The 18,633-nt window shown below is 63.5% G+C and carries 18 protein-coding genes; 2 read left to right on the forward strand and 16 right to left on the reverse strand.

All coding sequences use genetic code 11. The features are described from left to right. Positions 1–177: 177 nt before the first annotated feature. The 3 genes from aroC to AC3WW4_RS13515 form a co-directional block, all read right to left on the reverse strand. Positions 178–1,275 carry a chorismate synthase gene (gene aroC, locus AC3WW4_RS13505; protein WP_488828999.1) on the reverse strand — a complete coding sequence of 366 codons (1,098 nt, stop codon included), beginning with the start codon at positions 1,273–1,275 and terminating at the stop codon, positions 178–180. A gap of 122 nt (positions 1,276–1,397) precedes the next feature. After that, positions 1,398–1,871 carry a CBS domain-containing protein gene (locus AC3WW4_RS13510; protein WP_320365417.1) on the reverse strand — a complete coding sequence of 158 codons (474 nt, stop codon included), beginning with the start codon at positions 1,869–1,871 and terminating at the stop codon, positions 1,398–1,400. Between the two features lie 196 nt (positions 1,872–2,067). Beyond that, complete coding sequence (locus AC3WW4_RS13515) at positions 2,068–3,309, reverse strand: YihY family inner membrane protein (RefSeq protein ID WP_488829000.1); 1,242 nt, start codon at positions 3,307–3,309, stop codon at positions 2,068–2,070. 69 nt (positions 3,310–3,378) lie between these two features. On the opposite strand from AC3WW4_RS13515, the gene AC3WW4_RS13520 reads away from it, so the two are divergent. Then, the gene (locus AC3WW4_RS13520) at positions 3,379–3,831 is read left to right on the forward strand and encodes a DUF2069 domain-containing protein (protein WP_488829001.1); all 453 of its coding nucleotides are present in this window, start codon (positions 3,379–3,381) and stop codon (positions 3,829–3,831) included. Then, entirely contained in the window at positions 3,828–5,303 is a 1,476-nt protein-coding gene (locus AC3WW4_RS13525; RefSeq protein ID WP_488829002.1) for an FAD-binding oxidoreductase, read from the forward strand. The genes AC3WW4_RS13520 and AC3WW4_RS13525 overlap by 4 nt, the downstream gene beginning before the upstream one ends. 42 nt (positions 5,304–5,345) lie before the next feature. On the opposite strand, the gene AC3WW4_RS13530 is transcribed toward AC3WW4_RS13525, so the two are convergent. From AC3WW4_RS13530 to nuoE, 13 genes are read right to left on the reverse strand one after another with little or no spacing between them, the layout of a single operon-like run. Then, positions 5,346–5,894: a DUF1178 family protein gene (locus tag AC3WW4_RS13530; protein ID WP_488829003.1), complete on the reverse strand. Its 549-nt coding sequence runs from the start codon at positions 5,892–5,894 to the stop codon at positions 5,346–5,348. A 22-nt stretch (positions 5,895–5,916) separates the two neighbouring features. Then, on the reverse strand, positions 5,917–6,522 hold the full coding sequence (locus AC3WW4_RS13535; protein ID WP_488829004.1) for an NUDIX domain-containing protein: 606 nt from the start codon (positions 6,520–6,522) through the stop codon (positions 5,917–5,919). 20 nt (positions 6,523–6,542) lie between these two features. Then, on the reverse strand, positions 6,543–6,848 hold the full coding sequence (locus AC3WW4_RS13540; protein ID WP_488829005.1) for a DUF2818 family protein: 306 nt from the start codon (positions 6,846–6,848) through the stop codon (positions 6,543–6,545). Between the two features lie 39 nt (positions 6,849–6,887). Further along, positions 6,888–8,369, reverse strand: a complete 1,482-nt coding sequence (gene nuoN, locus AC3WW4_RS13545) for an NADH-quinone oxidoreductase subunit NuoN (protein ID WP_488829006.1) — start codon at positions 8,367–8,369, stop codon at positions 6,888–6,890. A 13-nt stretch (positions 8,370–8,382) separates the two neighbouring features. Further along, complete coding sequence (locus AC3WW4_RS13550; protein ID WP_488829756.1) at positions 8,383–9,861, reverse strand: NADH-quinone oxidoreductase subunit M; 1,479 nt, start codon at positions 9,859–9,861, stop codon at positions 8,383–8,385. Between the two features lie 25 nt (positions 9,862–9,886). Continuing rightward, entirely contained in the window at positions 9,887–11,896 is a 2,010-nt protein-coding gene (nuoL, locus tag AC3WW4_RS13555) for an NADH-quinone oxidoreductase subunit L (protein ID WP_488829007.1), read from the reverse strand. Between the two features lie 18 nt (positions 11,897–11,914). Further along, positions 11,915–12,226, reverse strand: coding sequence for an NADH-quinone oxidoreductase subunit NuoK (gene nuoK, locus AC3WW4_RS13560; protein ID WP_300153787.1), 312 nt, complete (start codon positions 12,224–12,226; stop codon positions 11,915–11,917). Next, positions 12,223–12,870: an NADH-quinone oxidoreductase subunit J gene (locus tag AC3WW4_RS13565; RefSeq protein WP_300153789.1), complete on the reverse strand. Its 648-nt coding sequence runs from the start codon at positions 12,868–12,870 to the stop codon at positions 12,223–12,225. Before AC3WW4_RS13565 ends, nuoK begins: the two co-directional genes overlap by 4 nt. Before the next feature lie 6 nt (positions 12,871–12,876). After that, positions 12,877–13,371 carry an NADH-quinone oxidoreductase subunit NuoI gene (gene nuoI / locus AC3WW4_RS13570; protein WP_300153791.1) on the reverse strand — a complete coding sequence of 165 codons (495 nt, stop codon included), beginning with the start codon at positions 13,369–13,371 and terminating at the stop codon, positions 12,877–12,879. Between the two features lie 12 nt (positions 13,372–13,383). Next, positions 13,384–14,442, reverse strand: a complete 1,059-nt coding sequence (nuoH, locus tag AC3WW4_RS13575; protein WP_300153793.1) for an NADH-quinone oxidoreductase subunit NuoH — start codon at positions 14,440–14,442, stop codon at positions 13,384–13,386. 19 nt (positions 14,443–14,461) lie between these two features. Beyond that, entirely contained in the window at positions 14,462–16,777 is a 2,316-nt protein-coding gene (gene nuoG / locus AC3WW4_RS13580; RefSeq protein WP_428021145.1) for an NADH-quinone oxidoreductase subunit NuoG, read from the reverse strand. A 14-nt stretch (positions 16,778–16,791) separates the two neighbouring features. Next, entirely contained in the window at positions 16,792–18,135 is a 1,344-nt protein-coding gene (gene nuoF / locus AC3WW4_RS13585; protein ID WP_300153796.1) for an NADH-quinone oxidoreductase subunit NuoF, read from the reverse strand. A gap of 12 nt (positions 18,136–18,147) precedes the next feature. Continuing rightward, positions 18,148–18,633: an NADH-quinone oxidoreductase subunit NuoE gene (gene nuoE, locus AC3WW4_RS13590; protein WP_300153798.1), complete on the reverse strand. Its 486-nt coding sequence runs from the start codon at positions 18,631–18,633 to the stop codon at positions 18,148–18,150.

An 18,633-nucleotide genomic window follows, 5' to 3' on the forward strand; every position in this document is an offset into this window, starting at 1 on the left:
TTACGTCGCGGATGATGTGGGCGCGATCGCTACAAGATCGAACTGATCGAGCGCCCCGAAGCGGCCAGCGAACTGCAAACCGGCTGAAGCACCGCCACCCGCACACACTGCCCCGGCAACGCCAGGCAGCAAAAAGGGACCCGAGAGTCCCTTTTTTCATCCCCAGCAGAAACCGCCTCAGCGCTGTGCCGGGATGCGGGGCGTGTCCACCTTCACATCGCCACACTGCGCACGGTGGCGCAGCGCGTGGTCGATCAGCACCAGGGCCAGCATGGCCTCGGCGATCGGGGTGGCGCGGATGCCGACACAAGGATCGTGGCGACCAAACGTCTCCACCGTAGCGGGCTGGCCGTTCAAATCGATCGACTGGCGCGGCGTGCGGATCGAGCTGGTCGGCTTGATCGCGATGGCCACACGCAGGTCCTGCCCCGTCGAAATGCCGCCCAGCACGCCACCGGCGTGGTTGCTGGCAAAGCCATCAGGGTGCAGCTCGTCGCCATGCACGGTGCCGCGCTGGCGCACGCTCTCAAAGCCCGCGCCAATCTCCACGCCCTTGACCGCATTGATGCCCATCATCGCGTGGGCAATGTCGGCATCCAGCTTGTCAAACAGCGGCTCGCCCAGGCCCACGGGCACGCCGCTGGCCTCGACGATCAGCTTGGCACCACAGGAATCCCCGTCCCTGCGCAGCTCGTCCATATAGGCTTCCAGCGCCTCGATCTGGCTCACATTGGGCGCAAAGAAGGGGTTGTTAGGTACATGCTCCCAGCCCTCGAAGGCAATGGGCTGCTCACCAAGCTGGGTCATGCAGGCCCGGATCTCGGTCCCGAACTGCTCGCGCAGCCACTTCTTGGCCACCGCACCCGCCGCCACCATCGGGGCCGTCATGCGCGCCGACGAACGTCCGCCACCACGCGGATCACGGATGCCGTACTTGTGCCAGTAGGTGTAGTCGGCGTGGCCCGGCCGGAAGGTCTGCAGGATGTTGCCGTAGTCCTTGCTGCGCTGGTCGGTGTTGCGGATCAGCAGGGCGATCGGTGCACCCGTGGTCTTGCCCTCGTAGATGCCGCTCAGGATCTCGACGGCATCGGGCTCATTGCGCTGCGTGACATGGCGCGAGGTGCCTGGACGGCGACGGTCCAGATCGGGCTGGAGGTCGGCTTCGGACAGGGCCATGCCCGGCGGGCAGCCATCGATGACGCAGCCGATGGCCGGGCCATGCGATTCGCCGAAATTCGTGACCGTGAACAAAAGACCGAGGGTGCTGCCTGCCATAAGAGCGCCAACCAGAAGTGCAAAGGGAAGCCCTTATTGTCCCCCATCGCGCCCCTCCCTGCGACCCACACAGCAAAACGCCCGGCTCAACCGGGCGTTTGCGCATCAACAGTCGGCTGGGTTCACAGCAGCGCCTGGCGTTCCTTGCCGGTTTCCTCTTCGTTCACCGGCCAGTCGCGGATGTAGGCCTTGAGCATGCGGTTCTCGAAGTCCTGCCCGTCAACCACAGCCTTGGCCACGTCGTAGAACGAAATCACGCCCATCAAAGTGCGGTTGGTCATCACCGGCATGTAGCGCGCATGGCGGCTCAGCATCATGCGGCGCACCTCGTCCAGTTCGGTCTCGGGGGTGCAGGTCAGGGGGTGGTCGTCCATGACGGTGCGCACCGTCAGGCTGCCGAACACGCCGCTGTTGCGCACGGTGGCCTTGATCACTTCACGGAAGGTCAACATACCGACCAGGTCGCCGTGGTCCATCACCACCAGCGAACCAATGTCGTGATCGGCCATGGATGCGGCCGCCTCGGCCAAGGGTTGCTCAGGCTGTACGGTGAACAGCGTGCTGCCCTTGACGCGCAGGATGTCACTGACTTTCATGGATGTTCCTCCTCATTCCCGATTCAAAAGCGGCTGGCAAGGCGCTCAATATAGCCCCAGGCCCTGTGTGCATCAAGATGTCGTGCCATCTGCCACGCAGCCGACGCGGCCACACCGCGGCATGCCTTCATTGCGACAGACAACGCTCCATCTGAACAGCGGGCAGACCCTGACGTAGGGCTATTTTGCGCCAAACTCAGCGCAGCATCTGATGGAGTGTCAGTGTGTCCAGGTGCGCCGCATCCCAAAACCCCTCGGTCACCGCCTCGCGCTTGAGCAGCAAGCCCGTCAGCAGTGGCGCCGCCCGCGTGTCTTCGGGGTGGCACAACAACACAAAGCGGCCGCCGTGATCGTCTCCGGCTTCGTTCAACAAGCCCACCCAGTCCAGCGCCTGCAAGCTCTCCAGCAGCGGCTCGATCTGCAGCGGGTCGGTGCGCAGCTGTCGCGCCAGCGCCTCGCCGCTCAAGCCACGCTCGGGCGTGTGCTGCACCGCCCTCAAAGCTTTCAGGATGGCCAGCGTCAAGGCGAAGCGGTGACCCGGCGCATCGGGCCAGCGCTTCACCTGAGACAACAGGCTGGGCGTGTACGCCACCACCACCGCCCCCATCAGCAAGATGAGCCAGCTCAGGTAAATCCACACCAACAAGATCGGCACCGACGCGAACGCGCCATAAATGGTCGCATAGACGGGCACCTTGGACAGGTACAAGGCCAGCCCCTTTTGTGCCAGCTCCAGGCCCACCGACGTGAACACCGCGCCGCCCCAGGCGTGATCCCAGCGCACAAAAGTGTTGGGCACATAGCGGTACAGCGCGGCAAAGCCCGCCGTCTGCAGGGCAAAGACGATCAGACTGAGCAACAGCCCCACGCCCCCCGGCAACTCGTCCACCAGGCCCCGTGAGGCCGACAGCACGTAGGACGTCATCCACAGGCTCGCCCCCACCAGCAAGGGCCCCAGCGTCAGCGCCGCCCAGTACACCAGCACCCGCTGGGCGATCGGCCGCGCACGACGCACCCGCCAGATGCCGTTGAGCGTGTGGTCGATCGTGAGCATCAGGGCCATGGCCGTGATGCCCAGCGCCACCATGCCCAGCCCGCCCAATTGGCTCGCCTTGCCCGCAAACTTCGTCAGCGACAGCAAGACCTGTTTGGCGATCGCATCGGGCACGAGGCCCTGGATGACCTGTTGCTCCAGCACCTTGCGAAAGCGCGCGAACATCGGAAAGGCGCTGAACAGGGCCAGCATCACAGTGAACAAAGGCACCACCGCGATGGTGGTCGTGAAGGTCAGGCTGCCTGCCGTCAAGCCCAGCCGATCTTCGCGAAAACGTTGCCGCAAGGTGTCGTAGGTTTGGCGCCAGGGCCACTGCTGCAAGGTCGTGGCCAGCAAGGTCCAGCGTTGCCGTGCACGCCCCCAGAAAGTCGAATGTGACGTCATCTGGCTATGATGCCAGCCATGCGCCCACCCACTGGGCCTCTCCCGCCGTGCGCGCCTGATTTTTCATCCATGACCACCTCCAACACCCCCGATCTCGAACCGGCTGACCCGGACACCTTCTTCGCCCACCACCCGCCCGAGCGGCGCGTCACCATCGAGCGGCTGCGCCTGCTGTGTGTGGCCTCGCTGGTGAGCCTCATCGGCCTGGGCGTGGCGTGGGAGCTGTGGCTCGCCCCTCTGCCCCAAGGCACCGGCATGCTCGCCCTCAAGGTGCTGCCCCTGTGTCTGGGTGTGGCCGGCCTGCTCAAACACCGGCTCTACACCTTCCGCTGGCTCACCCTGCTGATCTGGCTGTACTTCACCGAAGGCGTCGTGCGCGTGACCGGCGATGCGGGCCTGTCGCAGATCCTGGCGGGCATCGAAGTGGCCCTCAGCGTGGTGCTGTTCACCGCTTGCTCGGTCTACATCCGACTGCGCCTGCGCGTGCTGCCCCCCAAGCCCAAGAAGGGCGCGTCCGCATGACCAACACGCCGTCGTCCCCCTGCGGCCAACATGAGGCCTTGCTCGAAGCCTTGCGGCAGACGGTGGGGGACACGGCCGTTCTGAGACCTGACGCACACGACCCGCTTGATCGCCACCAGATCGACTGGCGCAAGCGTTACCGCGGCCAGGCCCTGGCCATCGTGTGCCCCGCCTCCACCGACGAGGTCGCCGCCGTCGTGCGTCTGTGCGCCCGTCACCGCATCAGCATCGTGCCCCAAGGCGGCAACACCAGCCTGGTCGGTGGCTCGGTGCCGGACGACAGCGGCCAACAGATCGTGCTCAACCTGTCCCGGCTCCAGCGCGTGCTCGCCGTCGATGCCGCCAACCTGTCCATGACCGTGCAAGCCGGCTGCCTGCTGGCTGACGTACAGCGTGCCGCCGACGAGGCAGGACTGCTGTTCCCACTGAGCCTGGCCTCCGAGGGCAGTTGCACCATCGGCGGCAACCTCGCGACCAATGCGGGTGGCACCCAGGTGCTGCGCTACGGCACCGCCCGCGAGTTGTGTCTGGGCCTGGAGGCGGTCACCGCTCAGGGTGAGGTCTGGGATGGCCTCAAGAGCCTGCGCAAGGACAACACCGGCTACGACCTGCGTGACCTGCTGATCGGCAGCGAAGGCACCCTGGCCATCATCACGGCCGCCACCCTGCGCCTCTACCCCCGCCCCACCCGTCGTCAGGCCGCTCTGGTCGGCTGCCATACTCTGGCGCAATGCGTGAGCCTGCTGCAACAGGCCCGCACCCAGCTTGACGCCCGCCTCACCGGTTTCGAGGTCATGCACCACACCCCAGTGGCGCTGGCCCTGCATCACCTGCCCGAGCAGTCGCAGGCAGCCCGCGCCCTGCTCACCCCGGCCCAGCCCACCTTGCCCGCCTGGACGGTACTGCTCGACACCGCCGACACCGGCCGTGCCAGCACCCTGACCGACGACCTCGAAGCCCTGCTGGCCGAAGCCATTCAACAAGGGCTCATCGAGCGGGCGGCCCTGTCACAGACCGAGGCGCAATACCGCGCGATGTGGACGCTGCGCGAGACCATCCCGATGGCCGAGAAAATCGAAGGCCACATGGTCAAGCACGACATCGCCGTGCCCACCTCGCTCGTCCCCACCTTCGTCGAGCAAGCCGAGATTGCGTTGCAACAGCGGCTTCCCGGTTGCCGTATCGTCTGCTTCGGTCATCTGGGGGATGGCAACCTTCACTACAACGTCCAAGCCCCGCTCGGCATGGACATCGAGGTGTTCCTCGCCCAGCACGAAGCCGCCATCCATGCCTTGGTCTACGACCTGGCCCTCAACCTGGGCGGCACGATCTCTGCGGAGCACGGCATCGGCCAGCTGAAACGTGCCGAGCTGGGGCAACGCCAAAGCGCCACCCGCACGGCCTGGATGCGCGCCATCAAGCACGCGCTCGACCCGGACCAACTCTTCAATCCCGGTCGACTGGTACCCTGACCCCGCGCCAGAACCCGGCGACCCACCCAGACGGGCCAGCCTTCACTGCAGCGGGCCCTTGAGTCCATCGGGAATGGGCAAGCTCAGCACCTCGATGCCCTCCTCGCGCAGGGCTTCTCGCTCCTCCGGCGAAGTCTGCCCCCGGATGGCGCGCTCCGGCGCGTCGCCGTGATGGATGCTGCGCGCCTCGTCGGCAAAACGCTCGCCCACGTCTTCGGTGTGGGTCACCACATGGCGCACCGCTTGCAGATAAGCGACCTGCAAGGCCTGCAGAGCCGCATCCGCTGTCAAGGCTGACACCTCATCCGCCCCCGATGTCCGGACCGCGGGGGCCACACCCGTGCCCGCGCTCGCTAGCGGTTCGGCCCCGTGCGCCGGCGCGGGACGGGTACGGCCCGCCGCGGGCAAGGACGAGTCCTTGAGATGCGAGACATTCAGGTGCGGGGCCGAGGGCCGACGCACCACCTCATGGTCGCCACACACAGGGCAGCTCACCAGCCCACGCGACTGCTGCGACACCAGGTCATCCGACGAAGCAAACCAGCCTTCGAAATGATGGCCGTGCGCGCAATGAAGATCTACCACCAACATGGTCAGGATCCGATCCGGGCGCTCACACCGTTTGCCATGTCAGAGGCCAGCGTCCCGCGCGCCACTGCAGCAGCCACATCATGCCCACCACCGTCTTGGCGTCGGTGAGCTGGCCATCGCGCATCCAGTCTTCCAACTCCTGCTGCGTGGCCGTGAACACATCAAGGAACTCCCCCTCGTCGAGGTGGCGCTCTCCCAGGCTCAGATCGTCGGCAAACCAGACCTCGATGACCTCGGTGGCGTAGCCAATCACCGGGTGCATGATCCCCGCCTTGGCCCAGCGGCCAGCACGGTAGCCCGTCTCCTCCAGCAACTCGCGTTGCGCACAGGCCAGACCACCCTCGCCTGCGTCCAGCTTGCCAGCCGGGAACTCGATCATGGTCTGACGCACCGGGTAACGGTACTGGCGCTCCATGACCAGCCGGCCATCCGGCAAAATGGCCACGATCATCACAGCACCGGGGTGCACCACGTACTCGCGCGTAGCCTCTCGACCATCGGGCAAGGCCACGCGGTCGCGGCGCAGCTCCAGGAAATGTCCCTGGTACACCGCCTCAGACGTCAGCGTGTCCTCACGCAGGTGGGCATCGGGGGCGTGAGCGAATGAGGGGTGCTCAGACTGGGGCATCGCCTGTGGCTCCGTCGACATCAGTGCTTGCGCAGATAGCGCCACACGAAGCCGGGGAAGGCCAGCGTCAGGAACACGCACAACCACACCGCCACAAACTCCCAGCGCAATGGGCTGACGCGTCCGAGATGCCCCTCCAAAGCGCGGCCCAGCAAGGCCACGAGCACCGCGAACACCAGCAACTCCAGGAGCCGCCAGGCAACCGTCTTGGGCGCACGACGCGGCCCGACCACGAACAAACGCTCATTCAGAAATGGCAAATTGGCCGCGATCAACGCGGCCAACAGCACCAGAAGCACCGCCCATGCGGGCACAAGGCCCGTCATGGTGCTTCTCGACGACACCAAGTCATCTTCATGTCGACATCATCCTGCCAAAGACTGGGTGATCACGTTGGCGCACAGTGTCATCAGCGCGCCGGGCAAGACACCCAGCACCAGCACGGCCAGCGCGTTCAGCGACAGCAGTGCGGGCGCTGCGCCACCCTGAATGGCCGGTGCCTGAGCAGCCGGTTCGTCAAAGTACATGACCTTGATGACACGCAGGTAGTAGAAGGCGGCAACCAGCGACAACAGCACGGCCACGATGGACACGGTCAGCAACACTGGCGAGTTGGTCGTGATCAGCGATTGCAGCACGGCCAGCTTGGCGTAGAAACCCACGGTCGGCGGGATGCCAGCCAGCGAGAACATGAACACGGCCATGACGCCGGCCAGCATGGGGCTGCGCTTGTGCAGACCGGCCAGATCAGAGATCTCTTCCGACTCGAAACCAGGGCGCGACAGCACCATGATCAGGCCGAAGGTGCCCAGGGTGGTCAGCACATAGGTCAGCACGTAGAACAGCGACGAGCCATAGCCGTTGCCAGCCGACACCGTGTTGCCCGCCACCACGCTGGGAATGAAACCCAGCAGCATGAAGCCCAGCTGTGCAATACCCGAGTAAGCCAGCATGCGCTTGAGGTTGGACTGCGCAATGGCGGCCAGGTTGCCCACGGCCATCGAGGCCACGGCCAGAATCATCAGCATCTGCTGCCAGTCGGTGGCGCTGTTGATCAGGCCTTCCACCAGCAGGCGGATGGTGATCGCAAACGCAGCCAGCTTCGGCGCACCAGCAACCAGCAAAGTCACCGCGGTGGGGGCACCTTGGTAGACGTCAGGCACCCACATGTGGAAAGGCACCACACCCAGCTTGAAAGCCAGACCAGCGACGATGAACACCACACCGAAGGCCAGCACCTGCTTGTTGATCTCACCGGTCAACGTGGCCTGGTACACCTCGGCCAGCTCCAGCGAACCCGTGGCGCCGTACATCATCGACAGACCGTAGAGCAGGAAGCCCGAAGCCAGGGCGCCCAGCACGAAGTACTTCATGCCGGCCTCGACCGAGCGCACGTCATCACGACGCAGGGCCACCAGGGCATACAGCGACAGCGACATCAGCTCCAAGCCCAGGTAGATGGCCAGGAAGTTGTTGCCGATGATCATGATCGAGATGCCCAGCAGCGACAGCATGCTCAAGGAGAACAACTCCCCCTTCAACAGATCGCGGCTGGCAGCATAGCCCTGGGCGTAGACCAGGGTGCCCATGACGGCCAGGGTCGCACACAGCGACAACAGGTGCCCCATCGGGTCGGTCACCACCATGCGCTGCATGGCGTACACCGAAGCGCCACTGTCGAGCGCGCTGAGGTGCAAGCCAGCCACCACCGCCAGCGACAGCATGGTCAGGAAGTAGGTGGGCTTGCGCTGCGGGCAGGTGACGAACAAATCCAGGATCGCCACCACACAGGCCATGCCCAGCAGGACGATCTCGGGGGTCACCGCGAGCCAGTTCAAATCAGTCATTTTGTGTCGGCCCTTAGTTCAACTTGCTCAGGGAGACGTGCTTGATCAGCTCCGTCACCGAAACGTACATCACATCGGTGAAGGGCTTGGGCTGCAAGCCCATCCACAGCACGGCGGCCGCCAACACGGCCAGAATCAGGAATTCGCGGGCGTTGATGTCCTTCAGCTCGCGAACGTGGTCGTTGGTCACATCGCCGAAGTACACACGCTTGTACATCCACAGGTTGTACGAGGCACCCAGGATCAAGGCGGTCGCCGTCAGCATCCCGATCAGGAAGTCATATTCGACCGCACCCAGGATGACCAACCACTCGCCCACGAAACCAGCCGTCGCCGGCAGACCGCTGTTGGCCATGGCGAACAGCAAGGCAAAAGCGGCGAACTTAGGCATGGTGTTGACCACACCGCCGTAACTGGCGATTTCACGCGAGTGAACGCGGTCATACAGCACACCAATGCTGAAGAACATGGCGCCCGACACGAAGCCATGGCCAATCATCTGCACCAAGCCCCCGACGATGCCCAGTTCGTTGAAGATGAAAAAACCCAGGGTCACAAAACCCATGTGCGCGATGGACGAATACGCCACCAGCTTCTTCATGTCCTGCTGCACCATCGCCACCAGCCCGATGTAGATGACACCGATCAGCGACAGGGTGATGACCACCGGCGCGAACTGATGCGACGCATCAGGCACGATCGGCAGCATGAAGCGCAGGAAACCGTAGCAGCCCAGCTTCAGCATGATCGCCGCCAGCACGATGGAGCCGCCGGTAGGCGCTTCCACGTGGGCGTCCGGCAACCAGGTGTGCACCGGCCACATCGGCACCTTCACGGCAAACGCAGCGAAGAACGCACCGAACAGCAGTGCCTGCGGCGTCGCGGGCAGCGGCAACTTGTGCCAGGTCAGGATGTCGAAGCTGCCACCCGACTTGTAGTACAGGTAGACCAGCGCGATCAGCATCAGCAAAGAGCCAAGCAGCGTGTACAAGAAGAACTTGAACGCAGCGTAGACGCGACGCGGGCCGCCCCAGATACCGATGATGATGTACATCGGGATCAGCGTGGCCTCGAAGAACACGTAGAACAGCATGCCGTCCAGTGCCGAGAACACACCCACCATCAGACCCGACAGGATCAGGAAGGCGCCGTAGTACTGGTGTGGACGGTCTTCGATGACTTCCCAGCCGGCCAGCACCACGATGATCGTGATGAAGGCGGTGAGCGGCACGAACCACATCGAGATGCCATCGACACCCAGGTGATAGAACACATTGAAGCGTTCAATCCAGCTGGCCTTTTCGACGAACTGCATCGCTGCGGTGGTCGTGTCGAAGTCGGTCATCAAGGGCAAGGTCACCAGGAAGCTGATGACCGAGCCGATCAACGCGACCCAGCGCGAGACGCCAGCGTGTTGCTGCCGGCCTGCGACCAGCAACAGGATCCCGAATGCCACTGGAATCCAGATGGCCAGAGAGAGGAGATTGGACATTGTTTGCATGAACCGGTCCTCGCGCTCAGTGTTGCATGAACACGAACCAGGTCATGAGGGCGAGCACCCCCAGGATCATGACCAGCGCGTAGTGATAGAGGTAACCCGTCTGGAACAGACGTGTCAGCGAACCAATCAGGCCCACCACCTTGGCAGAGCCGTTGACGATCAAACCGTCGATGATGGCCACGTCGCCCACCTTCCAGAAGATACGACCCAGCAGTCGTGCGCCGGCGGCGAGAACCTTCTCGTTGAACCAGTCCAGGTAGTACTTGTTCTCGCCGATCACGATCAGCGGACGCAGCACCTTGGCCAGGGTCGCAGGGATCTGCGGAGCCACCATGTAGAACACGTAAGCCGTGATCACACCGCCCAGAGCCAGCCAGAACGGCGCAGCCTGGAAGCCGTGCAGGGCCATCGCGGTCGCACCGTGGAAGTGGTGGGCCAGCTCGGCCATGGCCGGATGCTTGGCAGCGTCCACGAAGATGGCCGACTTGAGGAAGTCACCGAACAGCAGCGGGCCGACCGTCAGGAAGCCGATGACCACCGACGGGATCGCCAGCAACACCAGCGGTGCCGTGACCACCCAAGGCGACTCGTGCGGCTCATGGGCGTGGCCATGACCGTGGTCGTCGTCGTGGTGATCGTGCTCACCCGGGAAAGGCTTATGGTGGAAGTTTTCCTTGCCGTGGAAGACCAGGAAGTACACGCGGAAGCTGTAGAACGCCGTGACGAACACGCCCGCCAGCACCGCGAACTGCGCGAACCCAGCGGCCGGCAGGTTGCTGGCTTCCACCGCCATGATGATCGAGTCCTTCGAGAAGTAACCCGAGAAGAACGGCGTGCCGATCAGGGCCAGGTTGGCCAGCAGGAAGGTGATCCAGGTGATGGGCATGCGCTTCCACAGGCCACCCATGTTGCGTATGTCCTGGTCGTGGTGCATGCCGATGATCACGGAACCGGCGCCGAGGAACAGCAGGGCCTTGAAGAAGGCGTGCGTCATCACGTGAAACATGCCGACGCTGTAGGCGGACACGCCCAGGGCCACGGTCATGTAACCGAGCTGCGACAGCGTGGAGTAAGCCACCACACGCTTGATGTCGTTCTGAATGATGCCCAGGAAGCCCATGAACAGCGCAGTGATCGAACCGATGACCACGATGAAGTTCAGTGCGGCGTCCGACAGCTCGAACAGCGGCGACATGCGCGACACCATGAAGATGCCCGCCGTCACCATGGTGGCGGCGTGGATCAGTGCGGAGATCGGGGTCGGGCCTTCCATCGAGTCAGGCAGCCACACGTGCAGCGGGAACTGCGCCGACTTGCCCATCGCACCGATGAACAGACAGACGCAGATCACGGTGATCAGCGCCCAGTCGGTCTTGGGCAGCGTGAGCAGGCTCAGCTCGCTGCCTTTGGCGAACAGCTCGGTGTAGTTGAGCGTGCCGGTGTAGGCCAGCAGCAGGCCAATGCCCAGGATGAAGCCGAAGTCACCAACACGGTTGACCAGGAAGGCCTTCATGTTGGCGAAGATGGCTGTGGGCTTCTTGTACCAGAAGCCGATCAGCAGATAGGACACCAGGCCCACCGCTTCCCACCCGAAGAACAGCTGCAGCAGGTTGTTGCTCATGACGAGCATCAACATCGAGAACGTGAACAGCGAGATGTAGCTGAAGAAGCGTTGGTAGCCGTCGTCCTCTTCCATGTAGCCGATGGTGTAGATGTGCACCATCAGCGACACGAAGGTCACCACGCACATCATCATCGCGGTCAGGCCGTCGACCAGGAAGCCGACTTCCATCTTGAGCGTGCCCAGCGTCATCCACTCGTAGACGGTGCCATTGAAGCTGGCCCCATCGACGGCGACGGCCTTGAGCGTCATCGCCGAGATGATGAAGGAGATCAGCACACCCAGGATGGTGAGCAGGTGCGAGCCACGGCGGCCAATCGTCTTGCCGAACAAGCCGGCAGCGATCGAGCCGACCAGCGGCGCCAGGGGCACCGCCAGCAGCGAATTGAGAGAAAGTTCAGACATGGTTGGTATCTCTCCCGATCAGCCCTTGAGGGTGTCCAGATCACTCACGTTGATCGCCAGGCGATTACGGAAGACCAGCACCAGAATGGCCAGACCGATGGCCGACTCGGCGGCCGCCACCGTGAGGATGAAGAAGACGAAGACCTGACCGGCCATGTCCCCCAGGTAGTGGGAGAACGCCACGAAGTTCAGGTTCACGGCCAGCAGCATCAGCTCAATGGCCATCAGCAGCACGATCAGGTTCTTGCGGTTCATGAAGATGCCGATGATCGACATCGTGAACAGGATCGCGCCGAGCGACAGATAGTGCCCCAGGGTGATCGACGTCATGCTTGGCCTCCAGCCTGTTTGTTGGCATCGGCTTCGGCCGCAGGGGCCTCCACCACGGCCGCCACCTTGTGCACGCGCAGGCGGTCGGCCTTCTTGACGCGGACCTGTTCGGCCGGCTTCTGGAAGTGAGCGTCCTTGCGCTTGCGCAGCGTCAAGGCGATGGCAGCAATGATGCCCACCAGCAAGATGACGGCAGCGACCTGCACCGGGAACAGATAGTTGGTGTACAGGTCAATGCCCAAGGCCTTGGCATTGGGCAACGCTGCCACCTCGGGCGGCATGTTCTTGGCAACCGGCAGGTCGAAACCGCGGGTCAGCACGAAGGACATTTCCAGCGCGATCACGACACCGATGAGCCCGGCGGCTGGAAAGTGCTTCCAGAAGCCTTGACGCACGGAGTCGGAGTTGATGTCGAGCATCATCACCACGAACAGGAAGAGCACCATCACCGCCCCCACGTACACGAGCACGAGGGAGATGGCGAGGAACTCGGCTTGCAGCAGCATCCACACGCACGAGGCACTGGCGAACGCCAACACCAGATGCAGGACGGCGGTCACCGGGCTCTTGGCGGTGATCACGCGGAAGCCCGCGTAGACCAGCACGAAGGCGAAGGTATAGAAAAGTAGGGCTAAGGTGTCCATAACGGGTCAGCGGTATTTCGCGTCCGCCTCCTTGTTGGCTGCAATTTCCTTTTCGTAACGATCACCCACCGCCAGGAGCATGTCCTTGGTGAAGTACAGATCGCCGCGCTTTTCGCCGTGGTATTCGAAGATGTGGGTTTCCACGATCGAATCCACCGGGCAGCTCTCTTCGCAGAAGCCGCAGAAGATGCACTTGGTCAGGTCGATGTCGTAGCGGGTGGTGCGGCGCGAGCCGTCATCACGCACATCGGACTCGATGGTGATGGCCATGGCCGGGCAGACCGCTTCACACAGCTTGCAGGCGATGCAGCGCTCTTCGCCGTTGTCGTAACGGCGCAGGGCGTGCAGGCCACGGAAGCGGGGCGACAGCGGGGTCTTTTCTTCCGGAAACTGCACCGTGATGGTCGGCTTCAGGAAGTGACGACCGGTCAGCGCCAGGCCTTTCAACATGTCCAGCAGGAAAAAGCTGGTCACGAACTCTTTGAGGGACGTAGCAGACATTTCGATGGCCCCTTATTTCCAGATGTTCCAGGGCGACATCATCCAGCCGCCGACGATCACCAGCCAGATCAGCGTGATGGGGATGAAGATCTTCCAGCCCAGACGCATGATCTGGTCGTAGCGGAAGCGGGGGAACGAAGCACGCACCCACAGGAACATCGTCACGATGATGAAGGTCTTGATGCCCAGCCAGATCCAGCCCGGGATGAAGTTCAGGAACTCCACCGGTGCCAGCCAGCCGCCGAAGAACAGGATCGCGCACAGCGTCGAGACCAGGATCATGTTGGCGTATTCGGCCAGGAAGAACATGGCGAACGACATGCCCGAGTACTCGATCATGTGACCGGCCACGATTTCCGACTCACCTTCCACCACGTCGAACGGGTGGCGGTTGGTTTCGGCCAGGCCAGAGATGAAGTACACGACCATGACCGGCAGCAGCGGCAGCCAGTTCCACGACAGGAAGCTCAGGCCCATCTCGGCGAACTGGCCCTTGTCCTGGCTCAGCACGATGTCGGACATGTTCAGCGAGCCGGCCGTCATCAGCACGATCACGAAGCAGAAACCCATCGCGATTTCGTAGGACACCATCTGGGCCGAGGCGCGCAGCGCACCCAGGAAGGCGTACTTCGAGTTCGAAGCCCAGCCGGCGATGATCACGCCATAGACTTCGAGCGAGGTGATGGCCATCAGGAACAGCAGGCCGGCGTTGACGTTGGCCAGCGCGACTTCCGGGCCAAAAGGGATCACGGCCCATGCGGCAAGAGCCGGCATGATGGTCATGATCGGACCCAGGAAGAACAGGCTCTTGTTGGCCGCCGTCGGGACGATGATCTCCTTGAAGATCAGCTTGACCGCGTCAGCGATGGGCTGCAGCAGGCCACGTGGGCCGGTGCGGTTGGGGCCCGGACGAATCTGCGTCCAGGCAATCGCCTTGCGCTCCCACAGGGTCAGATAAGCCACGCAACCGAGCAGCGGCAGCACCAGCGCCACGATCTTGATCAGCGACCAGACCACGGGCCAGGCAGCGCCCAGGTTGGCGGCACCAGCGTTGTACAGGGTATCAATCATCTGTTGTCTCCCCTACCCTTCAGGCTTTTTCGACGCGGATGGCGCCGAAGGAAGCACCCAGGGTGGCGGTGGCCACGGTGGCAGCCGGCACACGCACGACGTTGGCGGGCAGGCTGGCATCCAGGACCGCAGGCAGCACCGCCGAGGCGCCGTCTTGCGTCACCTTGACTTGCGCACCTTGCGACAGGCCCAACTCAGCCCACAGGGCTTGCGGCAGGCTGGCTACCGGGCCCTTGGCATCGGCCGTGGCCTGCAGCGCCGGGGCGCGGCGCACCAGGGCGTCTGCACTGTAGATGGGCACATCGGCCAGACGCTCCAGACCACCGGTCGAAGCCCCCAGTTGGACGGATGCCGTGGTGGCGTTGTTCAGCTTGGCGGGCAGCGCAGCCAGATCGCCCAGGGCGGCGGCTTTGACTTCTTCCGAGGTTTCGAAACCGAAACCAGGCACACCCAGCATCGTGCCCAGCACGCGCAGCACCTTCCAGGCCGGACGGGCATCGCCTTGCGGCTTGACCGAACCGTGGAAGCTCTGCACGCGACCTTCGGCGTTCACGAAGGTGCCCGACGTTTCGGCAAAGGCGGCAATCGGCAAGATGCAGTCGGCGTAGTCCATCGCCGAAGTCTTGAACGACGACAGCGACACGACCATTTCGGCGCCCTGCACTGCGGCGATGGCGGCAGCGGGGTTGGCGGCATCGAACTCGGGCTCGACACCCAACAGCAGCATGCCCTTGAGACCCTTGCCTGCCAGCATCTGGCCAGCGTTGAGGCCGCCTTGTTGCGGCTGGGCGCCCACCAGTTGCGCGCCGACCGAGTTGGCCGACTCACCGAAGAAGCCCAGCTTGGCGCCGGTCTGCTCGGCGATCCACTGACCCAGGGCCTGCAGCGACGAGGCTTGCGGGTGTTGCACGGCGGCGTTGCCCAGCAGCACGGCAGCACGTTGGCCGGACAGCAGCGAAGCAGCGATCGCCTTGGCGGCATCGGTGGCGTTGCCAGCGACCGGGGCGCTCACGCCCTTCTCGGCGGCCACAGCGGCAGCCACGTCGGCCAGGGCTTGCACCCAGGCGCTCGGTGCCACGGTCACGCGGTTGGCGATCGGCAGCAGCCAGTCGTCGTTCACGCCGCCGATGGCGGAGATCTTGGCGCCGCGCTTGGTGGCCTGACGCAGACGCGCGGCAAACAGCGGGTGATCCTTGCGCAGGAAGGAGCCGATCACCAGAGCGCGGTCCAGCGTGGCCAGCTCGGCAATCGGCAGGCCCAGCCAGCGGGCACCAACGCCGGTGGCAAAGTCAGCCTGACGCAGGCGGGTGTCGACGTTGTCGGAACCCAGACCGCGCATCAGCTGCGCCAGCAGGTACAGCTCTTCGACGGTGCTGTGCTCGGTGGCCAGCGCGCCGATGGTGTTCGCGCCTTGTTCCTTGCTGATGCACTTCAGGCCTTGGGCCACGTATTCCAGCGCGGTCGTCCAGTCCACTTCACGCCACTCACCACCCTGCTTGAGCATGGGCTTGGTGATGCGCTGGTCGCTGTTGAGGGCTTCGTAGCTGAAACGATCGCGGTCGGCGATCCAGCATTCGTTGACGTCTTCGTTCTCGAGCGGCACGACACGCAGCACCTGGCCGTTCTTGACCTGAACGATCAGGTTGGCACCGGTGGAATCGTGCGGGCTCACGCTCTTGCGACGCGACAGCTCCCAGGTGCGGGCGCTGTAGCGGAAGGGCTTGCTGGTCAGGGCACCGACCGGGCACAGGTCGATCATGTTGCCCGACAGCTCCGAGTCCACCGTCTGACCGACGAAGGTTTCGATTTCAGAGTGCTCGCCACGGTTGACCATGCCCAGCTCCATGACGCCGGCCACTTCCTGGCCGAAACGCACGCAGCGGGTGCACTGGATGCAGCGGCTCATCTCTTGCATCGAGATCAGCGGGCCGACTTCCTTGTGGAAGACCACACGCTTTTCTTCGTTGTAGCGAGAGGCGCTGCCACCGTAACCCACGGCCAGGTCTTGCAACTGGCACTCACCGCCCTGGTCGCAGATCGGGCAATCGAGCGGGTGGTTGATGAGCAGGAACTCCATCACGCTCTGCTGCGCCTTGATGGCCTTCTCGCTCTTGGTGCGGACGATCATGCCTTGCGTCACGGGCGTGGCGCAAGCGGGCATGGGCTTGGGCGCTTTTTCAACGTCCACCAAGCACATGCGGCAGTTCGCCGCGATCGAGAGCTTCTTGTGATAGCAGAAGTGCGGAATGTAGGTGCCAGATTGCTCGGCTGCATGCATGACCATGCTGCCTTCCTGGCACTGGACTTTCTGTCCGTCGATTTCGATTTCAACCATGGGTGTCGCGCCGATCAGAGGTAGGCAGGGACCGTACAGGTCTTGTGTTCGATGTGGTGCACGAATTCATCGCGGTAGTGCTTGATGAAGGCGCGCACCGGCATGGCAGCGGCGTCGCCCAGGGCGCAAATCGTGCGACCCTGGATGTTCTCGGCCACGTTGTCCAGCAAGTCGATGTCTTCCGGACGACCACGGCCGGTTTCGATGCGATCGACCATGCGCCACAGCCAGCCCGTGCCTTCGCGGCAAGGGGTGCACTGGCCGCAGGACTCGTGCATGTAGAAGTAGGACAGGCGTTGCAGGGCCTTGACCATGCAGCGGGTTTCGTCCATCACGATGACGGCGCCCGAACCGAGCATGGAGCCGGCCTTGGCGATGGCGTCGTAGTCCATCGTCACGTCCATCATGATGTGACCCGGGATCACGGGCGACGACGAGCCGCCGGGGATCACGGCCTTGAGCTTCTTGCCACCGCGCACGCCACCGGCGAGCTCCAGCAGCTTCGAGAACGGTGTGCCCAGCGGGATTTCATAGTTACCAGGCAACTCGACGTCACCGCTGATGGTGAACAGCTTGGTGCCGCCGGCGTTGGGCTTGCCCACCGCCAGGAAGGCCTCGCCACCGTTGCGGATGATCCAGGGAACGGCCGCAAAGGTTTCGGTGTTGTTGATGGTGGTCGGCTTGCCGTACAGACCGAAGCTGGCCGGGAAAGGCGGCTTGAAGCGGGGCTGCCCCTTCTTGCCTTCCAGCGATTCCAGCAGCGCGGTTTCTTCGCCGCAGATGTAGGCGCCGAAACCATGGTGCGCATGCAGCTGGAAGCTGAAGTCGCTGCCCATGATGTTGTTGCCCAGGTAACCGGCGGCACGGGCCTCTTCCAGGGCGGCTTCAAAGCGCTCGTAGGCTTCGAAGATTTCGCCGTGGATGTAGTTGTAGCCCACGGTGATGCCCATCGCATAGGCCGCGATGATCATGCCTTCGATGACGGTGTGCGGGTTGAAGCGCAGGATCTCGCGGTCCTTGGCCGTACCGGGTTCGCCTTCGTCGGAGTTGCAGACGAGGTACTTCTGGCCCGGGAAGGTGCGGGGCATGAAGCTCCACTTCAGACCCGTGGGGAAGCCGGCACCGCCACGACCACGCAGCGACGAAGCCTTGACTTCGGCAATGACCTGATCCTGGGTCATCCCTTCGCCGCCGTCCTTGCCCAGGATCTTGCGCAACGCCGCGTAACCGCCGCGCGACTCGTAGTCCTTCAGGCCCCAGTTGCTGCCGTCAATGCCCGCGTAGATCTGGGGTTCGATGTGGCGGCCGTGGAAAACGGTTTCCTTGCCGGTCGCCTGGAATTTGGAAAGGTCAAGCATCTTGTCTCACCCTCACTTGGCCTGCGCCTTGAGCGCGTCGACCAACTCGTCGAGCTTGTCGTTGCTCATGTAGCTGACCATCTGGCGGTCGTTCACCAAGGCCACGGGTGCATCGGCGCACGCGCCCAGGCACTCGCAGTGCGACACGGTGAACAGGCCGTCGGCCGTGGTGCCGCCGTCTTCCACACCCAGCTTGTCGCACAGGTATTGCAGGGCCTTTTGGCCGTCGCGCAACTGACAAGGCAGGTTGGTGCACACGTTCAACTTGTACTTGCCCACGGGCTTTTGGTTGTACATGTTGTAGAACGTGGTCACCTCGTGCACGGCAATGGCAGGCATGCCGATGTGATCGGCGATGGCCTGCTCGGCCTCAGGCGAGACCCAGCCTTGTTCCTGCTGGATGATGGACAGACAGGCCATGACCGCCGACTGACGCTGGTCAGCCGGGTACTTGGCGATTTCGCGGTCGAAGCGCGCTTTGGTTTGTTCGCTCAGCAT

The sequence above is a fragment of the Aquabacterium sp. TM01 genome (genome assembly GCF_057808345.1).

Bases quoted from the DNA above. Each gene is read 5' to 3' on its own strand.
- AC3WW4_RS13530 (WP_488829003.1), bottom strand. From the start codon at position 5,894: ATGTTGGTGGTAGATCTTCATTGCGCGCACGGCCATCATTTCGAAGGC.
- nuoK (WP_300153787.1), bottom strand. From the start codon at position 12,226: ATGACGTCGATCACCCTGGGGCACTATCTGTCGCTCGGCGCGATCCTG.
- AC3WW4_RS13525 (WP_488829002.1), top strand. From the start codon at position 3,828: ATGACCAACACGCCGTCGTCCCCCTGCGGCCAACATGAGGCCTTGCTC.
- nuoG (WP_428021145.1), bottom strand. From the start codon at position 16,777: ATGGTTGAAATCGAAATCGACGGACAGAAAGTCCAGTGCCAGGAAGGC.
- AC3WW4_RS13550 (WP_488829756.1), bottom strand. From the start codon at position 9,861: ATGTCCAATCTCCTCTCTCTGGCCATCTGGATTCCAGTGGCATTCGGG.
- AC3WW4_RS13535 (WP_488829004.1), bottom strand. From the start codon at position 6,522: ATGCCCCAGTCTGAGCACCCCTCATTCGCTCACGCCCCCGATGCCCAC.
- nuoI (WP_300153791.1), bottom strand. From the start codon at position 13,371: ATGTCTGCTACGTCCCTCAAAGAGTTCGTGACCAGCTTTTTCCTGCTG.
- nuoE (WP_300153798.1), bottom strand. From the start codon at position 18,633: ATGCTGAGCGAACAAACCAAAGCGCGCTTCGACCGCGAAATCGCCAAG.
- nuoF (WP_300153796.1), bottom strand. From the start codon at position 18,135: ATGCTTGACCTTTCCAAATTCCAGGCGACCGGCAAGGAAACCGTTTTC.
- nuoN (WP_488829006.1), bottom strand. From the start codon at position 8,369: ATGACTGATTTGAACTGGCTCGCGGTGACCCCCGAGATCGTCCTGCTG.
- aroC (WP_488828999.1), bottom strand. From the start codon at position 1,275: ATGGCAGGCAGCACCCTCGGTCTTTTGTTCACGGTCACGAATTTCGGC.
- nuoL (WP_488829007.1), bottom strand. From the start codon at position 11,896: ATGTCTGAACTTTCTCTCAATTCGCTGCTGGCGGTGCCCCTGGCGCCG.
- nuoH (WP_300153793.1), bottom strand. From the start codon at position 14,442: ATGATTGATACCCTGTACAACGCTGGTGCCGCCAACCTGGGCGCTGCC.
- AC3WW4_RS13540 (WP_488829005.1), bottom strand. From the start codon at position 6,848: ATGACGGGCCTTGTGCCCGCATGGGCGGTGCTTCTGGTGCTGTTGGCC.
- AC3WW4_RS13565 (WP_300153789.1), bottom strand. From the start codon at position 12,870: ATGGACACCTTAGCCCTACTTTTCTATACCTTCGCCTTCGTGCTGGTC.
- AC3WW4_RS13520 (WP_488829001.1), top strand. From the start codon at position 3,379: ATGACCACCTCCAACACCCCCGATCTCGAACCGGCTGACCCGGACACC.
- AC3WW4_RS13510 (WP_320365417.1), bottom strand. From the start codon at position 1,871: ATGAAAGTCAGTGACATCCTGCGCGTCAAGGGCAGCACGCTGTTCACC.
- AC3WW4_RS13515 (WP_488829000.1), bottom strand. From the start codon at position 3,309: ATGACGTCACATTCGACTTTCTGGGGGCGTGCACGGCAACGCTGGACC.